This is a genomic window from Comamonas sp. FG99 (assembly GCF_057808605.1).
The window spans coordinates 1-19,687 of record NZ_JBMDII010000013.1; the positions used below are offsets into that span (position 1 = coordinate 1).

At 65.8% G+C, this 19,687-nt stretch carries 21 protein-coding genes; 7 read left to right on the plus strand and 14 right to left on the minus strand.

Going from position 1 to position 19,687, the window contains the following annotated elements:
• Positions 1-981: ParA family protein (locus tag ACODRX_RS10615; RefSeq protein WP_488871458.1), on the plus strand; the 981-nt coding region annotated here is incomplete at its 5' end.
• 3 nt (positions 982-984) lie between these two features.
• Positions 985-1,707, plus strand: coding sequence for a hypothetical protein (locus tag ACODRX_RS10620; RefSeq protein WP_488871459.1), 723 nt, complete (start codon positions 985-987; stop codon positions 1,705-1,707).
• Positions 1,708-2,117: 410 nt separating this feature from the next.
• On the opposite strand, the gene ACODRX_RS10625 is transcribed toward ACODRX_RS10620, so the two are convergent.
• The 3 genes from ACODRX_RS10625 to ACODRX_RS10635 all read right to left on the minus strand — a co-directional run bounded on the left by ACODRX_RS10625 (position 2,118) and on the right by ACODRX_RS10635 (position 5,212).
• Positions 2,118-3,362, minus strand: a complete 1,245-nt coding sequence (locus tag ACODRX_RS10625) for a CaiB/BaiF CoA transferase family protein (RefSeq protein WP_488871460.1) — start codon at positions 3,360-3,362, stop codon at positions 2,118-2,120.
• A 17-nt stretch (positions 3,363-3,379) separates the two neighbouring features.
• A complete protein-coding gene (locus ACODRX_RS10630; protein ID WP_488871461.1) occupies positions 3,380-4,132 on the minus strand; it encodes an enoyl-CoA hydratase/isomerase family protein in 753 nt (250 codons plus the stop codon).
• A gap of 81 nt (positions 4,133-4,213) precedes the next feature.
• A complete protein-coding gene (locus tag ACODRX_RS10635; protein WP_488871462.1) occupies positions 4,214-5,212 on the minus strand; it encodes a Bug family tripartite tricarboxylate transporter substrate binding protein in 999 nt (332 codons plus the stop codon).
• 192 nt (positions 5,213-5,404) lie between these two features.
• Between ACODRX_RS10635 and ACODRX_RS10640 the strand changes: the two genes are divergently transcribed.
• The gene (locus ACODRX_RS10640; RefSeq protein ID WP_488871463.1) at positions 5,405-6,169 is read left to right on the plus strand and encodes an IclR family transcriptional regulator; all 765 of its coding nucleotides are present in this window, start codon (positions 5,405-5,407) and stop codon (positions 6,167-6,169) included.
• Positions 6,170-6,283: 114 nt separating this feature from the next.
• On the opposite strand, the gene ACODRX_RS10645 is transcribed toward ACODRX_RS10640, so the two are convergent.
• From ACODRX_RS10645 to ACODRX_RS10655, 3 genes are all read right to left on the minus strand, one after another.
• Positions 6,284-6,613: a YegP family protein gene (locus ACODRX_RS10645; protein WP_488871464.1), complete on the minus strand. Its 330-nt coding sequence runs from the start codon at positions 6,611-6,613 to the stop codon at positions 6,284-6,286.
• 343 nt (positions 6,614-6,956) lie between these two features.
• On the minus strand, positions 6,957-8,396 hold the full coding sequence (locus tag ACODRX_RS10650; protein WP_488871465.1) for an NAD-dependent succinate-semialdehyde dehydrogenase: 1,440 nt from the start codon (positions 8,394-8,396) through the stop codon (positions 6,957-6,959).
• A gap of 5 nt (positions 8,397-8,401) precedes the next feature.
• Positions 8,402-9,637: an ABC transporter substrate-binding protein gene (locus ACODRX_RS10655; RefSeq protein ID WP_488871466.1), complete on the minus strand. Its 1,236-nt coding sequence runs from the start codon at positions 9,635-9,637 to the stop codon at positions 8,402-8,404.
• A 263-nt stretch (positions 9,638-9,900) separates the two neighbouring features.
• On the opposite strand from ACODRX_RS10655, the gene ACODRX_RS10660 reads away from it, so the two are divergent.
• Genes ACODRX_RS10660 through ACODRX_RS10675 form a run of 4 tightly spaced genes read left to right on the plus strand, consistent with a single transcriptional unit; the run spans position 9,901 to position 13,107 of the window.
• Entirely contained in the window at positions 9,901-10,263 is a 363-nt protein-coding gene (locus ACODRX_RS10660; RefSeq protein WP_488871467.1) for a Zn-ribbon domain-containing OB-fold protein, read from the plus strand.
• Positions 10,260-11,465, plus strand: a complete 1,206-nt coding sequence (locus tag ACODRX_RS10665; RefSeq protein ID WP_488871468.1) for a thiolase — start codon at positions 10,260-10,262, stop codon at positions 11,463-11,465. Before ACODRX_RS10660 ends, ACODRX_RS10665 begins: the two co-directional genes overlap by 4 nt.
• 32 nt (positions 11,466-11,497) lie before the next feature.
• The gene (locus ACODRX_RS10670; protein ID WP_488871469.1) at positions 11,498-12,652 is read left to right on the plus strand and encodes an acyl-CoA dehydrogenase family protein; all 1,155 of its coding nucleotides are present in this window, start codon (positions 11,498-11,500) and stop codon (positions 12,650-12,652) included.
• Positions 12,649-13,107 (plus strand): PaaI family thioesterase, encoded by a 459-nt coding sequence (locus ACODRX_RS10675; RefSeq protein ID WP_488871470.1) that lies wholly within the window; start codon positions 12,649-12,651, stop codon positions 13,105-13,107. Before ACODRX_RS10670 ends, ACODRX_RS10675 begins: the two co-directional genes overlap by 4 nt.
• Positions 13,108-13,123: 16 nt before the next feature.
• On the opposite strand, the gene ACODRX_RS10680 is transcribed toward ACODRX_RS10675, so the two are convergent.
• From ACODRX_RS10680 to ACODRX_RS10715, 8 genes are all read right to left on the minus strand, one after another.
• The gene (locus ACODRX_RS10680) at positions 13,124-13,990 is read right to left on the minus strand and encodes a nucleotidyl transferase AbiEii/AbiGii toxin family protein (RefSeq protein WP_488871471.1); all 867 of its coding nucleotides are present in this window, start codon (positions 13,988-13,990) and stop codon (positions 13,124-13,126) included.
• Positions 13,983-14,984: a type IV toxin-antitoxin system AbiEi family antitoxin gene (locus ACODRX_RS10685; RefSeq protein ID WP_488871472.1), complete on the minus strand. Its 1,002-nt coding sequence runs from the start codon at positions 14,982-14,984 to the stop codon at positions 13,983-13,985. Before ACODRX_RS10685 ends, ACODRX_RS10680 begins: the two co-directional genes overlap by 8 nt.
• A 128-nt stretch (positions 14,985-15,112) precedes the next feature.
• Positions 15,113-15,382 carry a cell division topological specificity factor MinE gene (gene minE, locus ACODRX_RS10690; protein WP_488871473.1) on the minus strand — a complete coding sequence of 90 codons (270 nt, stop codon included), beginning with the start codon at positions 15,380-15,382 and terminating at the stop codon, positions 15,113-15,115.
• Between the two features lie 3 nt (positions 15,383-15,385).
• A complete protein-coding gene (gene minD / locus ACODRX_RS10695; protein WP_488871474.1) occupies positions 15,386-16,198 on the minus strand; it encodes a septum site-determining protein MinD in 813 nt (270 codons plus the stop codon).
• Between the two features lie 67 nt (positions 16,199-16,265).
• Positions 16,266-17,003, minus strand: a complete 738-nt coding sequence (gene minC / locus ACODRX_RS10700; RefSeq protein ID WP_488871475.1) for a septum site-determining protein MinC — start codon at positions 17,001-17,003, stop codon at positions 16,266-16,268.
• Positions 17,004-17,144: 141 nt separating this feature from the next.
• Positions 17,145-18,365, minus strand: a complete 1,221-nt coding sequence (locus tag ACODRX_RS10705) for a zinc ribbon domain-containing protein (protein ID WP_488871476.1) — start codon at positions 18,363-18,365, stop codon at positions 17,145-17,147.
• A gap of 18 nt (positions 18,366-18,383) precedes the next feature.
• Positions 18,384-19,022 carry a hypothetical protein gene (locus ACODRX_RS10710; RefSeq protein WP_488871477.1) on the minus strand — a complete coding sequence of 213 codons (639 nt, stop codon included), beginning with the start codon at positions 19,020-19,022 and terminating at the stop codon, positions 18,384-18,386.
• A 10-nt stretch (positions 19,023-19,032) separates the two neighbouring features.
• Entirely contained in the window at positions 19,033-19,632 is a 600-nt protein-coding gene (locus tag ACODRX_RS10715; RefSeq protein WP_488871478.1) for a zinc-ribbon domain-containing protein, read from the minus strand.
• Positions 19,633-19,687: the final 55 nt, after the last annotated feature.

Here is a 19,687-nt window from a genome sequence, read left to right on the forward strand (position 1 = left end):
CTCCTCAGGTTGCACACCAGTCGGATTGACGAGAGGTTTTGCAGACCTTCCCTAGTTGACTGCGATCCTCAATGCAATTGCACAGAATTGTTCTTCTGCGCCACAGAGAGCTACGACGACCCAGATGCCTCGCTCCCTGGAACGACCATTTATGAGGCGCTGAAACCACGATTCGATGGTGACGCCGCGCGGATCGATGCAAAAAGAATACAGCTTGCAGCCTCTCCCATTTACGAAAACCTTTTTCTACTCCGGGGGGACATCAACTTCTCGCGTGCCGAGCAGAACTTCTCGGTTGCAATTGCTCAGGCAATCACGGAGGCGGTGCACGAAAAGAACACATATGCCGTGCTCACCCGCATGTTTCGTGATCTAGCCAGTCTACACGGTTTTGAATACGTCCTTTGCGACGTCGGCCCAAGTGCAGGGTCGATAACACGCATGGTGATCCTCGCGTGCGACGGCGTCTTTATTCCCACAGCGCCAGACCGCTTCTCATTCCAGGCAGTCCAAGGCATGGGAGCGATTATTAGCGACTGGCTTTCTAGGCATGAGGCCGTTGTAGCATCCTTCGAGCCATTTGGCCTAGAAGCGTACTTCCCCATTACAAAATTCTATGGTGCGATTCTTAATAACTATAAGATCCATCGAGCCGGTCAGAAAAAAGCATCCTATTTGAAGTGGGAAGAACGCGTCAGAGACGCGCTAATCGGGATGCTGGCAAACCCTACGCTAAAGCGGCTCGAGCCATTATCCTCTCAACTCCTATCTCAGCCATTCGTTGCATCAATCCGGGATGTTGGCCCAATGGCGCCAGTTGCCCAATTGGTCGGGAAAGCCATTTTTGACATCGACCAGAAGGATACCGAGCTTGCATCCTCTGACGGTGACTACTACCGCGGTGCCGTCTGGGGTGAATGGGTGAAGCGCATGGACGAATACAGTGCAGAGATCGCAAAGCTCGCTGCCATCCTCGAGTAGACGATGATGGCAAAGACCTATAGCTTAGTTGCCCTGCTTGACGTTCTTGCGTATCGCAATCACCTTAAGGCGGACCGCGCCTCTGGACGCGAGACGTTTAAGTCGAAGCTTGAGACGGCCCTATCCGTGCTCAACTCAATCAATGAGACTGAGTTGGCCTATCAGGCGATCAGTGACACGATCATCATCGCCGCAAACGCCTCGACAGGGATTGCGGAATTTCTCTCGACTATCGCAGAAGTTCAACGGGCATTTCTCCAAAGTGGCCTGCTGATCCGTGGAGGTATTGCATTCGAGCAGCACTTCAAGTCTGGCAGTCTCACATACAGCCATGCCCTCGCGGTCGCGTATGAGATTGAGCAGAAACAAGCCATTTACCCACGAGTCGTGATCGATAAAAGCGTAGTTGAAATGTTGCGCACCGGCAGTAGATTCCCCCCCGAGGACATACGACGCGTCCAAGATGAAGCTCTAATTTGCATCCAAAACGGTGTCCATTTTGTTCATTTTGCCCACAGTCATGTGACCCAATGCTACCAGTTAGCCAAGGCAATTTTTGCCGCAGAGTCAGCGGAACTTGATGGCCGTGAGACTGAACTTGCAAAGCATCGCTGGCTACAAGACTACATCATTGCCTTCACCGATGATGAGCCGATTCGATATATGGGAGGCATTGAACTACTCGAGTTCACGTCGAAAGAGGGCACAAACTCTGGTGCAAGGTGAAACTGCTGGCTAGCTCTGCTGTCGAGCCGCCTCATTTCGGCAATCCTCCGGTCGCGCTCGGCTTCGAAGGGTGGCTTTGCCGGTAGATCTATAACAGTCCCTAGCTGAAAGCTGTCGTCTATCACTGACCACCTTCGATTTCAAAATCCTTGAGCCTAAAAAGAAGGTTTATGAAGCATGCCCCCGGACTCGCTCCATAGCCTCACTGGAAGGAACAAAGCCCAGCCTTGCAAAAAATGCCGGCGCCTGGGAGCGCGCCGCCCGCAGCATTCACATTGAAATACCTAACAAACAATCGTCAAAAGCTCTCTTTTCAATAGCAGCCCTACTGCTCCTCACTCACCAGCTTCACATTGCAATACGCCTGCAGCCCCTCCAGCCTGCACTGCGAGCCCCAGCCCAGCCCCCACTCAAATCACCCCCGCCTCCCGCAACTCCCGCAGCCGCTCCGCGCTGCACCCCAGCAATGCCGCCAGCACCTCGTCGGTGTGCTGGCCCAGGTCGGGCGGGCGGGAGCGGTAGCTGACCGGGGTGGCGGACAGGCGGATGGGGTTGGCCAGCATGGGCATGGCGCTGCGCAGGGGGTGCTGCATATGCACCACCATCTCGCGCGCCTGCACCTGCGGGTCTTCGAACACCTCGGGCAGCTCGTTCACCGCGCCGCAGGGCACGCCCACGGCGTTCAGTGCCTCCACCCAGTGCGCCTTGGGGCGCGACAGGAATATCGGCTCCAGGATGGCGTTCAGCGCCTGGCGGTGCACGACGCGGCCGGCGTTGGCGGCAAAGCGTTCGTCCTGCAGCAATTCGGGCAGGCCCATGGCGGCCACCAGCTTGGCGAACTGCGTGTTGTTGCCCACCACCAGCATCAGCGGCCCGTCCTGGCAGTGGTACATCTGCGAGGGCGCGGCGGCCAGCGATGCCGCGCCGTTGCGCACCGGCTTGTCGCCCGAGACCAGGTAGGCCATGCCGGCGTGCGACAGCGCCGCAACCTGCGCGTCGAGCAGCGCCAGGTCGATGTACTGGCCCTCGCCCGAGACCACGTCGCGGTGGTTGAGCGCGGCAAGGATGGCGATGGATGCGTACATGCCGGCGGTAAAGTCCGTCATGATCAGGCCCACCCGCTGCGGGCCGCCGCCGGGCTCGCCGTCGGGGTGGCCGGTAACGGCCATCAGCCCGCCCATGCCCTGGAAGACCGAGTCGTAGCCCGCGCGCTGGCGGTACGGCCCGGTCTGGCCGTAGCCGGTGATGGAGCAGTACACCAGGCGCGGGTTCTCGGCGCGCAGCGATTCGTAGTCGAGCCCGTGGCGCCGCAGGTCGCCCACCTTGTAGTTCTCGATCAGTACGTCGCACTCGCGCGCCAGCGCGCGGATCAGCTCCTGCCCCTCGGGATGGGCCAGGTCCATGGTGACGGATTTCTTGTTGCGGTTGGCGCTGAGGAAGAAGCCGGTATCGCGCGTGTTGTTGCCCGCGTCGTCGCGCAGAAAGGGCGGGCCCAGGCGGCGCGAGTCGTCGCCCTCGCCGGGGCGCTCGATCTTGATGACCTCGGCCCCGAGGTCGGCCAGCATCTGCCCCGCCCAGGGGCCGGCGAACACGCGCGAGAGGTCGAGCACGCGGATGTGGGAGAGTGCCCCGCTGCGCGGGCCTGCTGTGGTCATCGGTCGGGCTCCGGCGGTCAGGAAATCCTGGCGGTCTTGCTGGTGAAGGCGCGGATGCGCTCTTGCATGTCGGGGCCGCGCCCGCGGGTGCGGCTGATCTCGTACGAGAGGCCGGCGGCCAGCGGCAGGCCGTCGGTCTCCACCAGCAGGGCCTTGTTGGCGCGGTGGCTGAACCACGAGTTGGCCAGGATCTGCCGCGCCATCTGCTCGATCTGGGCGTCGAAATCCGCGTCGGCCACACAGCAGTTGACCAGGCCCATGGCTTCGGCCTCGGCAGCGCTGTAGGGTTTGGCGGTGAGCATCATCTCCATGGCCTTGGCGCGCCCCACGCGGCGCGGCAGGCGCTGGCTCATGCCCCACAGCGGCGTGAGCGACCAGCGCGCATGGGTGTCGGCGAACCGGGCCGAGGCGGCGGCCACGATCAGGTCGCCGGCCAGCGCCAGCTCCAGCGCGCCGGTGTAGCAGTGGCCGTGCACGGCGCTGAGCACCGGCTGCGGCAGGTTGGCCAGGGCCTCGATGGTTTCGGCCTGAAAGCCCGGCTTGGGCGGCTGCTCGCCAGCGCCGATGTCGGCCAGGTCGTGCCCGGCCGAGAAGCACTTGCCGCTGCCGCGCAGCACCACCAGGCCCACCTCATCCGTCTGCCGGGCGATGCGGTCCACATGGGCGCGCAGCTCGACGAAGAGTTCCACATTCAGGGCATTCAGCTTGTCGGGGCGGTTCAGGATCAGCGTGACCAGGCCATCCCGGTCATCGCGCAAGACGAGGCTCATGGCAGTCCTTGGCAGAGTTGGTTAAGCGAGTAGAAGCCGCCCGCGCCCGGCTGGCAGTCACCCAGGCGCCAGGCGCGGCCTTCATTCGAGCTTGATGTTCCGGCCCTCGATCAGCCGGCGCCATTTCTCGGTTTCGTCGTGCAGGTACTGGCGGTAGGCGTCGGGGCCCTGGCCCATGGGGGTGATGCCCTGGGCCACCATCTTCTCGCGCACGCCGGGCTGGGCGATGGCGGCCGTGAGCGCGCCGCCCAGCTTGTCGATCGCCGCTTGCGGCGTGCCGGCCGGCACATGCAGGCCCACATGGGCCGAGGCCGAGTAGCCCGGCAGGGTCTCGGCGGCGGCGGGAATGTCGGGAAAGCGCTCGATGCGCGCCGGATCGGTCACCGCGATCATGCGCACCTTGCCGCTCTTGGCCTGGGCCTCGCCAATCAGCACCGAGGCGATGAGGTAGTCCACCTGGCCGCCGAGCAGGTCGGTCATGGCCTGCGACTCGCCCTTGTACGGTACGTGCGTGACCTGGATGCCCGCCATGGCGTTGAGCAGCTCGCCGCCCAGGTGGTTGGGGCTGCCCGTGCCCACCGAGGCGTAGCTGAGCTGGCCCGGGCGGGCCCGCGCATAGGCGATCAGATCGCCCAGGTTCTTCACGCTCGCCGGCATGCGCGGCCCGAGCATGATGGCCAGCCCATAGCGATGCGAAAACACCACCGGCGGCAGGTCGCGGTCGATGCGGTAGGGGATCTTGGGGTCGAGCAGCGGCATCACGATGGTGGAGCCCGTGGGACAGAAGCACACGGTATAGCCATCGGGCACGGACTTGGCCACGTACTCGGTACCCACCACGCCGGCGGCCCCGGGGCGGTTCTCGACGATGATGGCCTGGCCCAGCGTCTTGCTCATCTCGCCGGATATGAGCCGCGCCATCTGGTCGGTGGTGCCGCCTGCGGCATAGGGCACCACCATCTTGATGGTCTTGGCCGGGTAGGCCGGGGCCTGTGCTTGGGCCGTGGGGGCCGTGGGGGCCGCGGCCAGCACGAACCAGGCAATGCCGATGCACAAGCGCGCGAAAAGGGCCGTCTTCATCCACTGTCTCCTTCGGCGGCTGCCGGATGGTCATGGCTCCTCTGTGGGAGATGGCCCAGTATTTCATGCCCGTTGCAAACACCTTCACAATGTTCCGCTGTGCGGAACGCTAGCGCATTCCCCATTCACAAATGCGCCACAACATCTCCCAAGGGCAGCATGCAAGCCTTATCCAGTGAAGACGGATCCTGCGTGGATCGAAACTTTGTCATTGCCGTGGCGCGGGCATTCGAGCTGCTGCGCTGCTGGACGCCGGCGCAGCCCCTGTTGGGCGTGAACGAGCTGTCGCGCCTGGGTGGCCTGCCCAAGGCCACCGTGTCGCGGCTGACCTACACGCTGGAGCAACTGGGCTATCTGCGCCGCGATGCGCCCACAGGCCGGTACGCCCTGGCCTGGGGGGTTGCCTCGCTGGCGTATCCGCTGCTGGCCAGTTCCACCATCCGCCAGCGGGCCAAGCCGCTGATGCAGCAGCTGACGCAGCGCTTTCGCGTCAACACCAACCTGGCCACGCTCGACGGATTGCATACGCTGTATATCGAGACCGTGCGCTTTGACGAATCGAGCAGCGCCCACCCGGACGTGGGGCTGCGCTACGCAGTGCTTGCCAGCATCCTGGGCCGCACCATGCTCGCATCGCTGAAAGGCGCCCAGGCCGAGCGCCTGCGCAACCGCCTGCAAGTGGCCGACCCGGCCGCGTTCGCGCAGCATTGGCCGGCCGTCGAGCGAGCACGGCACAGCCTGCTGCGCCAGGGCTACCTGGTAGAGCCCAGCGAGATGTACCCCGGCTTCGTGATGGTGGTCGCGCCCTTGCATTGCGCGGCAGAGGGTGGCCCGATGGCGTTGAACTGTTCGCTGCCCCGCGGCCAGTACAGCGCCGCCGAGATCCGGCAATCCGTCGGCCCACTGGTGGTGCAGACCGCCCGCCAGCTGGAGGAGGACAGCCGCGCCCGGGCATAGGAAAAGGGCTGTCAGCGCTTATGCTTCAAGCGCTTCCCCAGCCCTCTCCCGCCCAAGCGGGAGGGGGCAAACCGGGCGGTCCTGATTAATTGGCCCCTGCCCAGGGCATTTTCTTCAGGTGATATCTTTCACCGTGGTGCTGGGCCCATTGGTCTTGACGGAGGCGATGCCATTTTCACGGGCTGCGGTGCCCGAGTACATTTCGCTTTTGCCGATGATTTTGCCGTTGGTCGCGGTCAGGGTGAAATATGGCGAACCGTCGGATGCGACCTTGCGGTCATACCGCGCATCGGTGGGTGAATTCTTTTGAACCGACGCGATGCCTTCCTGGGCGCTGGCCTTGGTGGTGTAGCGCTCGCTGGTGAGAATGATCTCGTGATTTCCAGCTTTCAGGTTGAACATGTATTGATCGCCGCTGCGCTTGAGCTCGTAGTAGCCGCTCATAGGAATCCTCGATATTTACCTGGTTGGAAATTGGCCAATGCCACCATGTGCACACAAAGGTGCTCCGAAGATAGTAGCGCGCCTGCCGTGCACTGCGAACACCCATTTGCATTTGTTGACCAAGCATTCCCCGGCCCGGCAATTGCCAGGTATTCGCTGATTGGCTTGGTGGCCACATGCGCGATGCCCGCCGGCGCTTGGGATTCGGCGGCTTTGCATGCGCAGCGGTTTTCTCAAAAAAAGAGAGCTGCTAGCACTTGATCAGCAATCATTTCAAATACTTTTTATATTAAAACGACGACATATCAAGCGCTAAAAGCTATTCTTTTAATATCATCATTGCCTAATCCTCACTCACCAGCTTCACATTGCAATACGCCTGCAGCCCTTCGATCCCGCATTCCGAGCCCCAGCCGCTTTCCTTGACGCCGCCGAACGGTGCTTCGGGCATGGAGATGTTGAGGCTGTTGATGCCCAGCATGCCGCTTTCCACGCCCTTGGCGAGGCGCTGGCGCACGGCGCTGTCCTGGGTGAAGGCGTAGGCCGCCAGGCCGTAGGGCAGGCGGTTGGCGCGGGCGATGGCCTCATCCAGGTCCTGCACCGGGTTGATGAGCGCCACCGGGCCGAAGGGTTCTTCGTTCATCAGCGCGGCGTCTTCGGGCAGGTTGCTGAGCACCGTGGGCTCCCAGAAGAAGCCGGGGCCGGCGATGGGCTGGCCGCCGGTGTGCAGCGTGGCGCCACGCTCCCTGGCGTCGGCGATCAAGCGCTTGAGCGCGGCGATGCGGCGCGGGTTGGCCAGCGGGCCCATGTGGCTGGATTCGTCCAGGCCGTTGCCAACCTTGAGTTTTTTCACCCGCTGGGTGAAGGCCTGCACGAAGGCATCGAAGCGGCTGGCTTGCACGTAAAAGCGCGTGGGCGCGATGCAGACCTGGCCGGCGTTGCGGTATTTGCCGGCCACCAGCATGTCGGCGGCGCGCTCCAGGTCGGCATCGGCCCAGACGATGACCGGCGCGTGGCCGCCCAGCTCCAGCGTGGCGCGCTTCATGCTCTTGGCGGCCTGCGCGGCCAGCAGCTTGCCCACGGCGGTGGAGCCGGTGAACGAGAACTTGGCCACCTCGGGCCGCTCCAGCAGGTAGCCCGAGACTTCGGCGGGCACGCCGAACACCATGTTGAGCACGCCGGCGGGCAGGCCCGCGTCGTGCAGCGCGCGCACCAGCTCCTGGGCGGTGGCGGGGGTTTCCTCGGCGGGCTTGAGGATGAGCGTGCAGCCGGCGGCCAGCGCGCCGGCGATCTTGCGCGCCGGGGTGATGGAGGGAAAGTTCCACGGCGCAAAGGCGGCGCATACGCCGACGGGCTCGTGCAGCACCGAGATGCGCTGGGTGGGCGTCTTGCCGGGCACGATGCGGCCGTAGTTGCGCCGGCCTTCCTCGGCATACCATTCGTAGGTGTCGGCGGCGGCCAGCACTTCGGCGTGGGCCTCACGCAGCGGCTTGCCCTGCTCCAGCGTCATGCAGCGGGCGATGTGGTCGGCGCGCTCGCGGATGAGGGTGGCGGCGCGGCGCAGTATGTCGGCGCGCGCCAGCGGCGATGCGTCGCGCCAGGCGGCAAAGGCGGCCCTGGCCGCGGCCAGCGCGGCCTGCAGGTCGGCTTCGCTGGCATGGGGCAGCTGCGCCAGCACGGATTCGTCGGCGGGGTTGATGACCGGCTCGCTGGCGCGGCTGCCGGCGGCCAGCCATTCGCCGTTGATGTAGAGCTGCAGCTGGGGGTAGGCGGATGTGCTCATGGGGCTCAACCTTTCTTCACCAGCGGGCACTTGCCGTCTTCCATCGGGCGGAAGGCCTTGTCGCCGGGGATGGTGCCGATGATCTTGTAGTAGTCCCACGGGCCCTTGGATTCGGCGGGCGACTTGACCTGGGCGAGGTACAGGTCGTGCACCATGCGGCCGTCTTCGCGCACATGGCCGTTCTGGCTGACAAAGTCTTCGATCTTGGCGGACTTGAGGTACTTGGTCACGGCCGGGCCGTCGTCGGACTTGATGGCCGCCACCGCCTTGAGGTATTGGGTGACGGCCGAGTAGGTGCCGGCATGCACCATCGAGGGCATGGTCTTCTTGCCCATGCGGTCATGGAAGCGCTGCGCGAAGGCGCGGGTCTCGGGCGTGCGGTCCCAGTAGAAGGCGGTGGCGAAGGTCAGGCCCTGCGCGGTCTTGAGGCCGAGCGAGTGCACGTCCTGGATGAACATGAACTGCGGCGCCACGGTCTGGTTCTTCATCAGCCCGAACTGGTTGGCCGATTTGATGGCGTTGATGGTGTCGTTGCCCGCGCTCACCAGGGTGACGACCGATGCCTTGGACTCCTGCGCCTGCAGCACGAAGGACGAGAAGTCGCTGGCGTTGAGCGGAAAGTTGGTGCGCCCGGCGATCTTGCCGCCGTTCTTGGTGACGATGTTGGTCACGGTTTCGGCGCCGGCCTTGCCGAAGGCATAGTCCACCGCCATGATGTACCAGTCTTTCTTGCCCTGCGCCAGCAGCGCATGGGCCACGCCGCTGGCCATGGCGTAGGTGTCGTAGGTGTAGTGGATGGCGGTGGGTATGCAGGCTTCGCTGGTCAGCGCGTCCGAGGCGCCGCCCGAGGTCAGGATGAGCTTGTTGCGCTCCTTGGCCAAGTTATAGACAGCCATGGCCACGGCGGAGTTGTTCAGGTCGACGATCACGTCCACGCCATCGGTGTCGAACCAGGTGCGCGCCTTGCTGGAGCCCACGTCGGCCTTGCCCTGGTGGTCGGCGAAGACGACTTCGATCTTCTTGCCGGCCACCGTGCCGCCAAAGTCTTCGACCGCCATCTTCGCGGCCTCGACCGAGCCGCGGCCGGCCGTGTCGGCATAGGGGCCGGACATGTCGCTGAGCACCGCGATCTTCACCACGTCGCCGGATATGCCCTGCGCCTGGGCGGGGAGCGCGCATGCCAATGCACCAAAAGCACCCGCCGCAGCCAGTGCCGCCAGATTCGCCATCGCTTGTTTCATCCAGATATCTCCTGTCTTCCTTGGCCGGACCAAACGGCAAATCCTAGGGATTTGGGCGCAAGCCGCTTTTGCTTTTTGCAAGCCCACCCTTTGGTATTGCCAAAGCCAGACAAACCCGGATGCGGGCGCGCGGCACCGCATGCGTTCGTCAGGTGACGCCGAAGGCCCCCTTTGCGATTGCCCAATTGCCTTGGCGGGCGAATTCCCCGATGCTCGGCCATCCGCCAATTTCGCAGAAGAAAGACTCCGAAATGACACCCTCGATGTCAAGCCAGTATCAGGCCGCGCTCGATGCCGGCCGCTTCCAGATCCAGCGCTGCAAAGGCTGCTCCCAGGCGATCTTCTACCCCCGCGAGCTTTGCCCGCACTGCGGCAGCGACCAGCTCGCCTGGGAAGAGCCGTCGGGCAACGGCACGGTGTATTCCACCACCGTGATCCGCCGCAAGGCCGAGGCCGGCGGCGACTACAACGTGGCGCTGATCGACCTGGCCGAAGGCGTGCGCATGATGGGCCGCGTCGAGGGCACGGCGCCCGCCGATGTGAAGATCGGCCTGGCGGTCAAAGCAGAAGTTATTCAACAGGGCGGCAAGGGCCTAGTGGTTTTCAAGGCAGCATTGGGGGCATGAGCATGGTGCAGATCCAGACGAACAGCAGCACCGGCCTGCAGGCCCTGCGCGGCAAGGCCGCGATCACCGGCGTGGCCACCTATGGCTGCGGCGAGGCCCCGGGCATGGACGACATGACCCTGCTGGTGCGCGCCGCCCATGCGGCCGTGGCCGATGCGGGCCTGACCATGCAGGACATCGACGGCCTGTGCACCGCCAGCGTCAATGCCACCATGTGGCCCATGCCGGTGATCGAGCACCTCGGCATCAACCCCACCTACGTCAACGGCACGATGATCGGCGGCTCCAGCTTCATCGCGCACCTGCTGCCGTCCATCATGGCGCTGGAAGCCGGCCAGTGCAATGCGGTGCTGGTGTGCTACGGCAGCGCCCAGCGCTCGGCCGTGTTCGGCCGCAAGGAATCGGGCGCGGCGCGCAAGTTCATGGACCCGCAGCCCTTCGAGCACCCCTACGAGCCGGTGATGCCGGTGGCCGCCTACGCGATGGCGGCCGCGCGCCACATGCAGCAGTACGGCACCACGCGCGAGCAGCTCGCCGCGGTGGCGGTGGCCGCGCGCCAGTGGGCGCAGAAGAACCCCGAGGCCTTCATGCGCGAGCCGCTGAGCATCGAAGACGTGCTCAAGGCCCGCGTGGTGGCCGATCCGTTCACCGTGCGCGACTGCTGCCTGGTGACCGACGGCGCCGGCGCCTTCGTGCTCACCCGCGCCGACCGCGCCAAGAGCGGCCCGCAGGCCCCGGTCTACGTGCTGGGCAATGCCACCGCCTGCTGGAACCGCCAGATCTCCAGCATGCCCGAGCTGACAGTGACCGCCGCGGCCCAGTCGGGCGCGCAGGCGTTCGCGATGGCCGGCCTCAAGCCCGCCGACATGGACGTGCTGGAGCTGTACGATGCCTTCACCATCAACACCCTGCTGTTCCTCGAAGACCTGGGCTTCGTCAAGAAGGGCGAGGCCGGCGCCTTCGTGGCCAGCGGCGCGATCGCGCCCGGCGGCAGCCTGCCGGTCAACACCAACGGCGGCGGCCTGTCGTGCGTGCACCCGGGCATGTATGGCATCTTCGCGCTGATCGAGGCCGTGCGCCAGCTGCGCGGCCAGGGCGGCGAGCGCCAGGTGGCCGGCGCGCAACTGGCGCTGGCCCACGGCAACGGCGGCACGCTGTCGAGCCAGTCCACCGCCATCCTGGGCACGGCCGCCACCCTGTAATCCATCCACACTCCACCCTCCGCAACACCACCATGATCCGCGATCCCCAAACCCTGGAAGCGCTGCTCGACAGCGTGCGCCGCTTCGTCAACGAACGCCTCGTGCCGGCCGAGAACGAAGTCGCCGAGACCGACGAAATCCCCGAAGCCATCGTGCAGGAAATGCGCGAGCTGGGCCTGTTCGGCATGACCATCCCCGAGCAGTTCGGCGGCCTGGAGCTGACCATGGAAGAGGAAGTGCGCGTGCTCTTCGAGCTGTGCCAGACCTCGCCCGCGTTCCGCTCCATCATCGGCACCACGGTGGGCATAGGCTCGCAGGGCATCCTGATGGACGGCACCAGCGAGCAGCAGGCCCAGTGGCTGCCCAAGCTGGCCACCGGCGAGGTGATCGCCTCGTTCGCGCTGACCGAGCCCGAGGCCGGCTCCGACGCGGCCTCGCTGCGCACCACGGCCATCAAGGACGGCGACCACTACGTGGTCAACGGCACCAAGCGCTTCATCACCAATGCGCCGCACGCCGGCATGTTCACGCTGATGGCGCGCACCGACCCAAGCAACAAGGGCTCGGGCGGCGTGTCTTCCTTCATCGTGGACGCCAAGTCGCCCGGCATCAGCTTCGGCAAGTACGACGCCAAGATGGGCCAGAAGGGCGCGCACACCTGCGACGTGATCTTCGACAACGTGCGCGTGCCGGCCGCCAACCTGATCGGCCTGAAGGAAGGCCAGGGCTTCAAGACCGCGATGAAGGTGCTGGAGAAGGGCCGCATCCACATTGCCGCGGTGGCGGTGGGCGTGGCCAAGCGCATCCTGCGCGATGCGCTGGCCTATGCGCTTGAGCGCAAGCAGTTCGGCCAGCCGATCTGCGAGTTCCAGCTGGTGCAGGCCATGCTGGCCGACAGCGAGGCCGAGCTGTTCGCCGCCGAGTGCATGACCATCGAGGCCGCGCGCCGCCGCGACGACAAGAAAAACGTCTCCACCGAGGCCTCGTGCGCCAAGATGTTCGCCACCGAGATGTGCGGCCGCGTGGCCGACCGCGCGGTGCAGATCCTGGGCGGCTCGGGCTACATGACGGAGTACGGCATCGAGCGCTTCTACCGCGACGTGCGCCTGTTCCGCCTGTACGAGGGCACGACGCAGATCCAGCAGATCATCATCGCGCGCAACATGATCCGCGAGGCCCGGGGATGACAAGCGCTCATCCGCGCCCCACCCAGCAGCGCCTGAGCATCGAGGACCTGAACAGCCGCGTACCCTTTCTGCGGCTGATCGGCGCCTACCAGGACCCGAATTTCGAAGACGGCATCGTGCGCGTGCACCTCAAGGACCTGCGCGAGGACCTGTGCAACCAGCTGCCCGCCGCGCACGGCGGCATCCTGATGACGCTGCTGGACGTGGCCATGTCGCGCGCCGCGGTGCTCGCGCCGGGCGCGCCGGCCAGCACCGCGGTAACGGTGGAGATGTCCTCGCGCTTCATCCGCCCCGGCCGCGGCCCGCTGCTGGCCGAGGGCCGGGTGATCAACCAGGGCCGCTCGCTGTGCACCTGCGAGGCCAACATCTACGACCAGGAGCGCAATATCCTGGCCACCGCGCAGGGCACCTTCAAGTACTGGATGGCGCACGCCTACGCGGATACGGCCAAGTAGTGCGGCACGCTCTGCACTACCCCAGGCGCTGAGCCGCTGCAAAACCCCGGCCAAAGGCGTCGACAAAGTCTTCGACGCCCGCCGCATCACCCCGGTTCGCCACGCCCGCCTGCGCGCGCAACAGCTGATCCAGCATGCGCTGGCGCAGTGCCGGCTCGGCCCAGATGCCGGCAATCCGATGGGCTGTGTCCGGCTGGCATTGCATGGCGGCATCCTTGCCGAGCAGCATGGCCCCGGCGAGGTCCGGATCGTACCCTGCCTCGATCAACAGCCCTTGCTCGATGGTGTACAGGCGATCCAGGTTTTGCGCCTGGCCATACCGCTGTGCAAGCAGCAAGAAATCGATGGCATCTTTGTTGGTGGCAAGCCCGCGGTCTTTCCAGGCCATGAGCTTGAGTACCGCCAGCCCTGGCAGGGAACAGGTCCGCACCCGCAGCCCGCCCCCAAGATCCACGACCAGCGAGGATGCAAATGCATCCTCGAAGCCTGCCACATTCAGGACGATATCGTGGTCGGGCGGCCAGGATATCGACTTGTCAGGCGTGGACACGGCGCCAAAAGGGATGAAATCCACAGGCATTCCCCTGGGCCCCGGGTACCGCAGCCGCTGTGCGCTGCCTGGCTCCGCCACAAAGCGGCCAGCCGCCACCAGCCTGTCCTTCAGGGCCTGGAACTGCCCCCAGCTGCCGAGATAGAGGCCCAGGTCCACGTCGCGCGTGGCCCGTGCCATGCGCTGCCCAAATACATGGGTCAGCAAAATATCGCGCGCCATGGCACCGCCCACGAAAAACTGCACATCGAGCGCTTGGGTGGCCTGGCAGACACATTCGAGGATCTCGCGCAGCAACGGCTCTATCGGTCGATGGCCGGGCACCTCAAGCATGGGGGATGCTCTCCCACAGCCTGGCGGCGGCGTCCTGGTTGCGGCCATCGGGGCTGGCCAGCAGATCGGCATAGACCAAAAGCGCAGGCGCCACCGCTGCCGCCTCCTGGCTCCTTTGCGGCCAAAAGGCATCCAGGATCTCGATGGTGCCCGCGGGATCGGGACGCAGCCGCAGCTCCATCATCAGGCGCTCGCGCGCAACCCAGCTGTAGACCGTTGCCTCGGCCGGCTGGAGATAGCCCTGCAAATGGCTGGCGGCAAGCTCGCCGCCCCATACCGCCTGGCCGGATGGCAGGCTGGCTGCCTGCCACTGCCAATCCATGGTGGCGCGATAGCGGCGGGGGTTCAGCTTGCTGCGCAGCGATACCGGATAGTGCCGCGCCCAGGCTTGCTGCAGTTCATCCACTGCCAGCAAGCGGCGATCTGCGCCATGCCCCAGGCTCAGGTGGCCGTGGCGCTGCAAGTCCTCCAGTACCTTGCCCACGGAGCCCAGTGCCACGCCGGCCTGCGCGGCAATGTCCCTTTGCGGCTGACGCACGAGACCAGGCTGGGTCAGCAGCGCAAAAACGATGCGCAGCCCGTTCGCCGTGCGCAGCGCCCCATGCTCGCGCAGGACTCGGGCGTCTTCGGGCCGGGGCATGCCCGTAACGAATACCAGTTGGCCAGGAACGTCGATATATGCATTGCCCGCCGCATCTATGAAGTTCAGGCCCAGCCGGCGGCACTCCGCCGCCGCCGCTTGCGACAGGTACGGCGCGACCAGGAGCCGGCGCAGCTGCCGCGATGGCCCGGCCTGCCCGCTCATGGCACGCAGCGTCTGCAGCCGGTCGACGGCCTTGACCTGCGCCGCAAACAGCTCACGGCGTCCATCGGGCATATCCAGGGCCAGGAGGCCGTCGCCCGCGGCGCCATGGCCTTCGGGCTCCACCAGATGCACCGCAGATTGCATGGCAGCCTGCCGCGCCTGCTGGAGAATGCGCTGCTTGTTCATCATTTTTCAATGTTCACGTTTCGTGAACAGAAATTCTAAATGAACAACCGACGCTTGGAAACCAGCCAAGCAGCATTGCCCCAAAAGCAAAGCGGCTCCCCAGGAGCCGCTTTTTCATCAGATGTGAGCGTTTACTTGCTGCCTACGGTTTCCGGCAGCTCGATCTTGACTTCCAGCACCTCCAGGTCGTCCTGGCGCTCCAGGTTCACCCGCACGTCATCGGGGTTGATCTTCACGTACTTGGCGATCACCGCCATCAGCTCCCGCTGCAGCGCGGGCAGGTAGTCGGGCTGGTTGTTGCTGCGCCCGGAGCGTTCGTGGGCCAGGATGATCTGCAGGCGCTCCTTCGCCACCGATGCGGTCTTCTTCTTCTCTCCGAGGAACAGGGACAGCAGGGACATGGCTTACCTCCCGAAGATGCGCTTGAAGAAGCTGGGCTTTTGCGCATCGGTGAAGCGCATCGGCTTGTCTTCGCCCAGAAAGCGCGCCACCACGTCCTTGTAGGCTTCCGACACGTCGGTGCTCGCCAGGTTGATCGCCGGCGTGCCCTGGTTGGAGGCCTGCAGCACCGACTCGGACTCGGGGATCACGCCGATCAGCGGGATGCGCAGGATGTCCTGGATGTCGGTCAGCGACAGCATCTGGCCGTCTTCGACGCGGTTGGGGTTGTAGCGGGTGATGAGCAGGTGCTCCTTGATCGGCTCGCTGCCCTCGATGGCGCGCTTGGTCTTGGAGCTGAGCATGCCCAGGATGCGATCCGAGTCGCGCACCGAGGAGACCTCGGGGTTGGTCACCACCAGCGCCTCGTCGGCGAAGTGCATGGCCATCAGCGCGCCGCTCTCGATGCCGGCCGGCGAGTCGCAGACCACGTAGTCGAAACCCATGTCGGCCAGCTCCTTGATGATCTTCTCGACGCCGTCCTGCGTGAGCGCCTCCTTGTCGCGGGTCTGCGACGCGGCGAGGATGTGCAGGTTGTCGAGCTGCTTGTCCTTGATCAGCGCCTGCTTGAGGTTGGCCTCGCCCTGGATGACGTTGATCAGGTCGTACACCACGCGGCGCTCGCAGCCCATGATCAGGTCAAGGTTGCGCAGCCCCACGTCAAAGTCGATCACCGCGGTCTTGTGGCCGGCGAGCGCCAGGCCGGCGGAAAAGCTTGCGCTGGTGGTGGTTTTGCCAACCCCCCCTTTGCCGGAGGTCACAACGACGATTTTGGCCATGTTTTCCAGTTTCCCTTCAAGGTTCCTTTGGAGCCGCTTGCCTGCCGCCGCCCTGGCGGCCCTGGCGCTACAGCGGCTCGATCACAATCTTTTCGCCGTCCAGCCGCACCATCGCGGGCTTGCCGGCAATCTCGGGAGGCAGCTCCGTCTCCACTGTACGATAGATTCCGGCAATGGACACCAGCTGCGGCTCGAAGCAGGTGCAGTAGATGCGCGCCTGCACGTCGCCGCGCGCGCCCGCCACCGCCCGGCCCCTGAGCGGGCCGTAGACATGCAGGTTGCCGTCCGCGATCACCTCGGCGCCGTAGCTGACCATGGCCATCACGATCAGGTCGCCGCCGGGCGCATAGGCCTGCTGGCCGGAGCGCAGCGGCTTGTCGACCCGCATCGCGGGGCGGGCGGGCAGCTGCACCTCGCGCACGACCTCCACCTCGTGGATGATCTCCTGCACCACCGGCTCGGCCGCCGGGCGCACCGGCGGGGCCTCGGGCGCGGCCACCAGGCCCGCCGCATGGGCCGCCGCCATCTGCAGCGCATTGCCGCCGCGCACCGCCACCGGCTGGGTGCGGTAGCGCCGCAGCAGCTCGACGATGGCGGAGAAATCGATGTCACCCTCGGCTTCGCGCACCGGCAGCAGGTCGATCAGCACCGGATCGTTGTCGAAGAAGGCCGAGGCGCCGGCGAAGCGCTGCGCGAACTCCTGCTCCAGCAGGGCCACGTCGGTGGAGCGCAGCGCGAATGCCACCACCGGCAATTGGGCGCTCTTCATATCAAAACCGCTGCGTTGCGTCGTTTCGCCGGACATGGAGTGTTTTACAAGGGATTTCGGGGTCAATCGCCGAAGTGTACCCTCCCCGGCCGATGCTGACTTGGGCTGCCATTATGGGGGGCCGGCACGCCCATAGATGCAACAGTTCTTAACCTTGCGCAATGATTTGCTGCCGCTTCACTGCAGCTTGTGCCCGCAGTGGCCGCAAAAGCGGTCGCCCGGCTCGACCAGCTGCGAGCAGATCGGGCAGTCCGGCTGGGCCTGGGGGCCGGCTGTTGGGCCGCCATCAGCGGCAGCGGCCGGCGGCTGCGCCAGCGCCGCATCGTGCGCCAGCAGCGGGGGCGGGCCGGCGGGCGGCGCGGCCTGTGCGCTGCGGGCCGCACGCCGCTGCCGCATGCGCTCGGCCGCCTCGCGGGCCTTTTGCTGGGCCAGCTCCTGCGCTTGGCGGGCTTTTTCGCGGGCCTTGGCGATGCCGGCCTGCAGGCTGGCCTCGGAAGCCTCGTCGTCGAGGCCTTCGGACACCATCAGGTAGATCAGGTTCATGCCCATGACCATGACCTGCGCCAGCAGCGTCATGACCACCGCGAACATGATGACGGTGGACAGCGCGCCCGCGACGGCATGGCCGCTGCTGGCGGCGGCCCCGCCCATCACGCCCATCGCGCCCTCCATGCCGCCCAGCGAGGTCAGCATGCCGGGGCCGATGATGCCGGCCGCCAGCCCCGTCATCGACGAGAAGCCGGGCGCAAAGCCGCTGAACAGGATCAGCGCGATCACGCCGAGCATGAAATACAGCACCAGCAGCATCACCACCACCTGCACGATGCGGCTGCGCGCCACCGCCACGACCAGCGACACCGCGCTGCGCAGCGAACGGCCGTCCCAGATCGCCGGCGCCAGCAGCGGCGCAGCCACCCAGTACAGCGCGATGAACAGCACCGCGGCCGCGACCACCAGCACCGGATGCACCACGAAGAACAGCAGCGGCCCGAGCAGCGGCAGCTTGCAGACGAAGTAGACGATGGCGGCCACGATGTACAGCCCCAGCAGCGCCGCCACCACCAGCAGCGCGAAGCCCAGCAGCCTGGGCACGCAGGCCAGGCCCGCGGCCACTGCGTCGACATAGTGCCGCGGCTCCAGGCCCTTGGCGCGGTCCAGCAGCAAGATGCCGACGGCCGACATGCCGGCCGCGAACACCACGCCGGCGAGCAGCGCGAACACCAGCCCCACGAGCACGCTGCCCAGCGCGCCGGCCAGCATCTGCCCCAGCGCCATGACCATGCCGCCCGCCAGCCAGGTGAGGAAGGACAGCCCCATGGCCCGCCACTGCGTCAACCCCTCGGCGGCGCGCAGCAACTGGCCGAAGTCGATCGATTTCAACATGGCTTTCGCGGTCATGCGCTGCTCCTCTCTTGCTTAGTCGACCTGGCGCGGCAGGGGATTGCCCTGGATCAGAAAGCGCTCGATGCCGGCGGGCACCGATTTGTCGGCCGATTTCTTGACCGCGACCGGATGCCCGGCCTCGGTGTCGGCGGTGCCGGACTTGAGGTTGACGCGCTTGGCGCGCAGGTCGGCCGGCGAGACCATCACCCGGATGGTGGCGGAGCCGCGCTCGTCGGCCAGCAAGGTGGCGATGTCCTTGATCGCGATCATGGCCTGCTTGTGCTCGTACTGCGATTTCGCCGCGAACGGCAGGTCGATCGCCACGGCATCCAGCACCTTGATGGATTGCCGCTCGCCCGAGGCCAGCGCGAACTCCTGCATGCGGGTGCGGGTTTCGCTCTGGTTGATGCGCTGCGTGGGCGGCAGCGCGGCCATCGACTCGACCGCGCGCTGGCGCAGGGCCTCGACCGCATTGATCTGCTCGGCCGCCTTGCCGGCAAACGCATCGAGCCGGCTGGGCGGCGGCGGGGGCGGCTGCAGGCAGCCGGGCTGCGGCGAGACCCTGCAATCCACCGGCGCGGCCGCGGCCTTGCGCTCAGGCGCCGCCGGCGGCGCCGCACACCCGGCAAGCACCACCGCGGCAATGACTGCAGACAGTTTCCAGTTCTTCATGTCGACTCCATCAATCCAATAAATCATCCAACGACCGCTTGGCGGCAGGCTTGCGGGCCGGTGCCGGGCGGGGCGCCGCAGCGGGCGGCCCGGCCTCGCCAATGCTGGCGCTCTGGCGGTCGACTATAGCCGCCTGCGCCGCGGCAGCCTCCACGGCCACAGGCCCGGCCTCTTCAATGACCTCGCCCGGCCCGAGCGCGGCATCCGCGGCCAGCACGGAAGATTCCGCCCGGGCATCCTCTTGCTGAGCCTCCTGCACCTCGGGCTGGGCCGGCGCAGCGGCGGTGCTCTCCACCGCCTGCGCGCCTGCCGCGGGCTCGCCGGCATCGCGTGCGCGCCACCACCACCAGCCCCCGGCCGCCGCCAGCAGCAGCACGGCCAGCAGCACGGCAACGATCCAGGGCGCCGCGCCGCCGGCGGCGGGCTCCTGCGGGAACAGCGGCGGCAGCCCCGCCTGGCGCCCTGGCCGGCTTGCGGCAGGCGGCGCGGGAAAATCCTGCACCTCGCCGAACACCAGGGCCGGCGCGGCAGGCAAGGCGGCACGGGCGCCGCATTGCGTGCAAAAGCGGGCGTCGGCGGCAAGCGCATGCCCGCAAGTCGTACAGTCCATGAAACTCCCCTCTGTCTTTTTACCTTTTTACCTTTTTACCTTTTTACCTTTTTAC

Coding starts and splice junctions, on each gene's coding strand:
- ACODRX_RS10635 (WP_488871462.1), bottom strand. CDS start 5,212: ATGAAGACGGCCCTTTTCGCGCGCTTGTGCATCGGCATTGCCTGGTTC.
- ACODRX_RS10670 (WP_488871469.1), top strand. CDS start 11,498: ATGATCCGCGATCCCCAAACCCTGGAAGCGCTGCTCGACAGCGTGCGC.
- ACODRX_RS10625 (WP_488871460.1), bottom strand. CDS start 3,362: ATGACCACAGCAGGCCCGCGCAGCGGGGCACTCTCCCACATCCGCGTG.
- ACODRX_RS10650 (WP_488871465.1), bottom strand. CDS start 8,396: ATGAGCACATCCGCCTACCCCCAGCTGCAGCTCTACATCAACGGCGAA.
- ACODRX_RS10665 (WP_488871468.1), top strand. CDS start 10,260: ATGAGCATGGTGCAGATCCAGACGAACAGCAGCACCGGCCTGCAGGCC.
- minC (WP_488871475.1), bottom strand. CDS start 17,003: ATGTCCGGCGAAACGACGCAACGCAGCGGTTTTGATATGAAGAGCGCC.
- ACODRX_RS10660 (WP_488871467.1), top strand. CDS start 9,901: ATGTCAAGCCAGTATCAGGCCGCGCTCGATGCCGGCCGCTTCCAGATC.
- ACODRX_RS10715 (WP_488871478.1), bottom strand. CDS start 19,632: ATGGACTGTACGACTTGCGGGCATGCGCTTGCCGCCGACGCCCGCTTT.
- ACODRX_RS10680 (WP_488871471.1), bottom strand. CDS start 13,990: ATGCTTGAGGTGCCCGGCCATCGACCGATAGAGCCGTTGCTGCGCGAG.
- ACODRX_RS10710 (WP_488871477.1), bottom strand. CDS start 19,022: ATGAAGAACTGGAAACTGTCTGCAGTCATTGCCGCGGTGGTGCTTGCC.
- ACODRX_RS10630 (WP_488871461.1), bottom strand. CDS start 4,132: ATGAGCCTCGTCTTGCGCGATGACCGGGATGGCCTGGTCACGCTGATC.
- ACODRX_RS10675 (WP_488871470.1), top strand. CDS start 12,649: ATGACAAGCGCTCATCCGCGCCCCACCCAGCAGCGCCTGAGCATCGAG.
- ACODRX_RS10645 (WP_488871464.1), bottom strand. CDS start 6,613: ATGAGCGGCTACTACGAGCTCAAGCGCAGCGGCGATCAATACATGTTC.
- ACODRX_RS10655 (WP_488871466.1), bottom strand. CDS start 9,637: ATGAAACAAGCGATGGCGAATCTGGCGGCACTGGCTGCGGCGGGTGCT.
- ACODRX_RS10620 (WP_488871459.1), top strand. CDS start 985: ATGATGGCAAAGACCTATAGCTTAGTTGCCCTGCTTGACGTTCTTGCG.
- ACODRX_RS10685 (WP_488871472.1), bottom strand. CDS start 14,984: ATGATGAACAAGCAGCGCATTCTCCAGCAGGCGCGGCAGGCTGCCATG.
- minE (WP_488871473.1), bottom strand. CDS start 15,382: ATGTCCCTGCTGTCCCTGTTCCTCGGAGAGAAGAAGAAGACCGCATCG.
- minD (WP_488871474.1), bottom strand. CDS start 16,198: ATGGCCAAAATCGTCGTTGTGACCTCCGGCAAAGGGGGGGTTGGCAAA.
- ACODRX_RS10705 (WP_488871476.1), bottom strand. CDS start 18,365: ATGACCGCGAAAGCCATGTTGAAATCGATCGACTTCGGCCAGTTGCTG.